At 45.7% G+C, this 4,191-nt stretch carries 4 protein-coding genes; all 4 read right to left on the bottom strand.

What is annotated here, in order from left to right; genetic code table 11:
* A partial coding sequence (locus K6C05_RS08475) for an ArsB/NhaD family transporter (protein WP_296733621.1) occupies positions 1-1,238 on the bottom strand: 1,238 nt, incomplete at its 3' end.
* A 117-nt stretch (positions 1,239-1,355) separates the two neighbouring features.
* Positions 1,356-1,670 carry a hypothetical protein gene (locus K6C05_RS08470; RefSeq protein ID WP_296733619.1) on the bottom strand — a complete coding sequence of 105 codons (315 nt, stop codon included), beginning with the start codon at positions 1,668-1,670 and terminating at the stop codon, positions 1,356-1,358.
* 5 nt (positions 1,671-1,675) lie between these two features.
* Entirely contained in the window at positions 1,676-3,352 is a 1,677-nt protein-coding gene (locus K6C05_RS08465) for a glutamine--tRNA ligase/YqeY domain fusion protein (RefSeq protein WP_296733616.1), read from the bottom strand.
* Positions 3,353-3,431: 79 nt separating this feature from the next.
* The coding region (locus K6C05_RS08460; RefSeq protein WP_296733615.1) for an HD domain-containing protein at positions 3,432-4,191 on the bottom strand (760 nt) is incomplete at its 5' end.

Genomic DNA, 4,191 nt, shown 5'->3' with positions numbered 1-4,191 from the left:
GACAAAACCATGCATGGGAAGGCTACCTTCATGAAGCCAAGGAATGATATCTGCTGTCCATGCTTGGCTGCCAGGGAAGCAACTACTACATTGGCGCTGGCACCGATCAAGGTACCGTTACCACCAAGGCAGGCACCCAAGGCCAGTGACCACCACATAGGTTCAAGGTTGCTGAGGCCCATAGCACCCATATCCTTAATCAAAGGAATCATGGTAGCTACAAATGGGATATTATCAACAAAGGCAGATGCAAATGCCGACATCCACAGTATCAGGATGGCAGTTGCCTCTACTGAACCATGGGTAATGGCAATGGCTTCCTCGGCCAGCATTTTGATTACACCTGTCTCCACCAAGGCACCAACCAAAATGAACAAGCCTGCAAAGAAGAATATGGCAGTCCACTCTACCTTGCCCAAAACCTTGGAAATCATTTCCTCATCACGGGTAAAGGTGATGAGCAGCAGCAGGCCGGCACCGGTCAAGGCTGCAGTAGCAGATTCAAGTCCCAGGGAATTATGCATAACGAACAGACCCATTGTAATGGCCAAAACAGCCAGGCACTTCTTTACCAGCACCTTATCCCTGATCTGCTTGGAAGCATTCAGCTTCATTACCTGCTCCTGAAGCTCAGGAGTGGTATGCAGGGATTTTCCATAAATCATTTCCAAAACAAATACAGTTATGAGGAAAATAATAATTGCCGGTAAAGTCAGGTTCATGATGAAATCCATAAAGCTCAAGCCAACGGCTGAACCAATCATGATATTTGGCGGATCACCTACCAGGGTGGCAGTACCACCGATATTGGATGCCAATATCTGAGCCATGAGGAATGGCTTAACATCTACCTTTAACTGAGCAGTAATACTAAAGGTTACCGGAACAGTCAAGAGTACTGTTGTTACATTATCAAGCAGTGCGGAACATACCGCAGTAAGGGTAGCCAAAGCTAAAAGAAGCTTCATAGGCTGAGCCTTAACCTTTTGGGCTGACCAGATTGCCAAGAAATTAAACAATCCGGTTTCCGCCGTAATGTTTACAATAGTCATCATACCAATAAGCAAACCTAAGGTGTTAAAATCAATATGATGAATTGCCACCTCCTGTGATAGAATACCGCAGATTATCATCAGCATGGCTCCTACTATGCCGACAATTGTGCGGTGCACCTTCTCGGATATAATCAAAGCATACGCAGCAATGAAAATAACCACAGCAATCGTTGTCGTACTCACTACATTTCCCTCCTAAATATGTCCAAATTTGACCGACAAATTATTGATTACCTTTACAGTATCACATTAGGGGCCAAAAGTACATACTTATTTTTTATTACTTTGTAATATTTGATATTATTTTCTATTTCCTTTGATTACCGGAGTGATGATAATATTCATATCCTCCCGTTTTACCTTAAGGGTGTAGTTTTTTATTCCCTCCCCGAAAAGCTCCATTTTGAGCTCCAGCAGCTTTCTGCCCAGTTTGTCAAGGGTTTCATCATCAAGTCCGGACATGGAAAGACTGTTTTGCTGTTTGCCAAAAATCTTTTCCCGGCGCTTTTTTTCATCTGCGGCTTCTGCCGCCATGAATTGTGCCTCCATGGTGGCCTCTTCCACATAACCATCCAGCATATCCTTATCGGACAGCCCCTTTGGTATCTTTCCCATAGCGATTATCCTTTCTTTGCCTTGGCCCAGGAATCCTTCAGCCCTACCACACGGTTAAAGACAAGCTTTTCAGGAGTGGTATCCTTGTCAACTACAAAATACCCGGTACGCAGGAACTGGTAATGTGTCCCCACGGCAGTAAAGCTGGCACTTGGCTCAATCAGGGCGTTTTCGATTACCTCCAACGACTTCTTGTTGACTGCCGCCAGGAAATCAGCCGGCACATCGCCGTTCTCATCAGTTTCTATCAGATAATCATAAAGACGCACCTCTGCCTCCACAGCATCTTCGGCAGATACCCAATGGATTGTTCCCTTTACCTTGCGGTTTGCAGTGGCTCCACCGGTCTTGGACTCAGGGTCATAGGTGCAGTGCAGCTCTACTACATTGCCTGCCTCATCCTTTATGACTTCTTCACATTTTATGATATAACCATGCTTCAGTCGTACCTCACCCTCAGGCTTCAGCCGGAAGAACTTCTTTGGAGCATCCTCCATAAAATCCTCCTGCTCAATGTAAAGCTCCCTGGAAAACGGCACATATCTGTGGGCCGAGGTATTAGGGTTGTTATCAGCCAGCATGTACTCCTTCTTTCCCTCAGGGTAATTGGTAATAACCAGCTTCAGGGGATGCAGTACAGCCATAATCCTGTCTGCATTTTTATTAAGATCATCGCGGACACAGTGCTCCAGCATGGCCACATCCACCAGGCTGTTTGCCTTGGCCACGCCAATTTCCTCACAGAAGGCTCTGAGGGAGGCCGGAGTATATCCACGGCGGCGCAGGCCTGAAATAGTCGGCATGCGTGGATCGTCCCAGCCGGAAACATAGCCCTCTTCCACCAGCTGACGCAGCTTGCGCTTGGAGGTGACAGTATTGGTAAGATTCAGGCGGGCAAATTCAATCTGCCTTGGTCTGGCGCCCACCTTGAAATCCAGTGAATCCAACAGCCAATCATAAAACGGTCTGTGATCCTCGAATTCTAGGGTACAAACAGAATGTGTTATTTCCTCGATTGCATCAGACAGTGGATGGGCAAAATCATACATTGGATAGATGCACCACTGATCACCGGTACGATGATGTGCTACATGAGCAATACGGTAAATAACCGGATCACGCATCACAATATTTGGTGCTGCCATGTCAATTTTTGCCCGAAGTACCTTCTCCCCATCGGCAAATTCACCGTTTTTCATCTTTTCAAAAAGCTGAAGATTTTCTTCGACACTGCGGTTACGATAAGGGCTTTCCTTACCGGGCTCAGTCAGGGTTCCACGATAGGAACGGATTTCCTCAGCGCTGAGATCATCAACATAAGCCAGGCCCTTCTTAATCAGTGCAACTGCAAAATCATACAGGCGGCCAAAGTAATCAGAGGCGAAAAACTTTCTGTCATCCCAGGAAAAGCCCAGCCACTTTATATCTTCCTGAATCGAATCCACATACTCAACATCCTCTTTTACAGGATTGGTATCATCAAACCTAAGGTTACAAATACCACCATTTTGTCTGGCAAGGCCAAAATTCAGGCAAATGGACTTGGCATGTCCAATATGCAGATAACCGTTTGGCTCCGGGGGAAAACGGGTATGTACTCCCTCCGGGTAATAGCCCTTCTTCAAATCCTCATTTATTTCACCCTGAATAAAGTTGGAAGCTATAGCAGTGGTTTCAGCCATAAAATCTCGCTCCTTTTTCCTCTAATTTCAAAATTTTCACAAATAAAAATCGTTGTCTTTACCAATGCCTTTAAGTATATCACAAATCAACAGGCAAATCAGCAGAATTACATTTCTCCTCCACATACCTGTCCAGCCGTTCATAGCCTTTTTTGACCTTGTCTGTCTGGGGGAGATGTTCCATTACCCTTGGCAGATATCCCTTTTCCCTGATACGAATCATGGTCCAGGCAAAATTTATATCATAGGCCCACATGAGGCGCACCAGGATTCTGTCATTATTGGTGCGGATCTCATTGTAATCCACCTGTTCTCCACGGACAAATCTATCCACAAAGCCCGGAGCAAACAGCATTTTTTCATCCTCAAACTGGATTTTTGAAAATGTCTGTATTTTCTTCCCGGTAAGATACGGCTCCAGAACCCGAAAAATATCCAATTTATCAGCATCACGAATAATCCTGGCAAAAAGCAGGTGCTTTTTATCCGGTGCCGGGGCAATGTCCTTCTTGTTGTGGTTGCCAATGGCAAACAGCAGGATGGACTGATCCGCCGGGGAAAGCTCTGAAAAAAAGGGCAGTTCCCGAATCACCTTAAGCCCAAGGTCGGCATGATCCTCTGAGACTGCATCAGCAAAGGTACGGTACAAGGTCCACTGACGAAAGCGGCCCACATCATGAAACAGTCCTATAAGCTCTGACAGCATGATGTCATGCTCCGTAAGCTGCAAATGTGCCGCCAGCTCCCTGGCATAGGCTGTAACATAGCCAGTATGTATTTCCTTGGTTTTTATCCCCAGCATAACACTTTCATCATCTTCATAAAATGATTTCATATAC

The sequence above is a fragment of the Anaerovibrio sp. genome, from assembly GCF_024697385.1.
Lineage (GTDB): Bacteria > Bacillota > Negativicutes > Selenomonadales > Selenomonadaceae > Anaerovibrio.
The sequence above is the reverse complement of the archived record's forward strand: the minus strand, read 5'-3'. Positions and strand labels throughout refer to the sequence as shown.

Coding starts and splice junctions, on each gene's coding strand:
- K6C05_RS08470 (WP_296733619.1), bottom strand. CDS start 1,670: ATGGGAAAGATACCAAAGGGGCTGTCCGATAAGGATATGCTGGATGGT.
- K6C05_RS08465 (WP_296733616.1), bottom strand. CDS start 3,352: ATGGCTGAAACCACTGCTATAGCTTCCAACTTTATTCAGGGTGAAATA.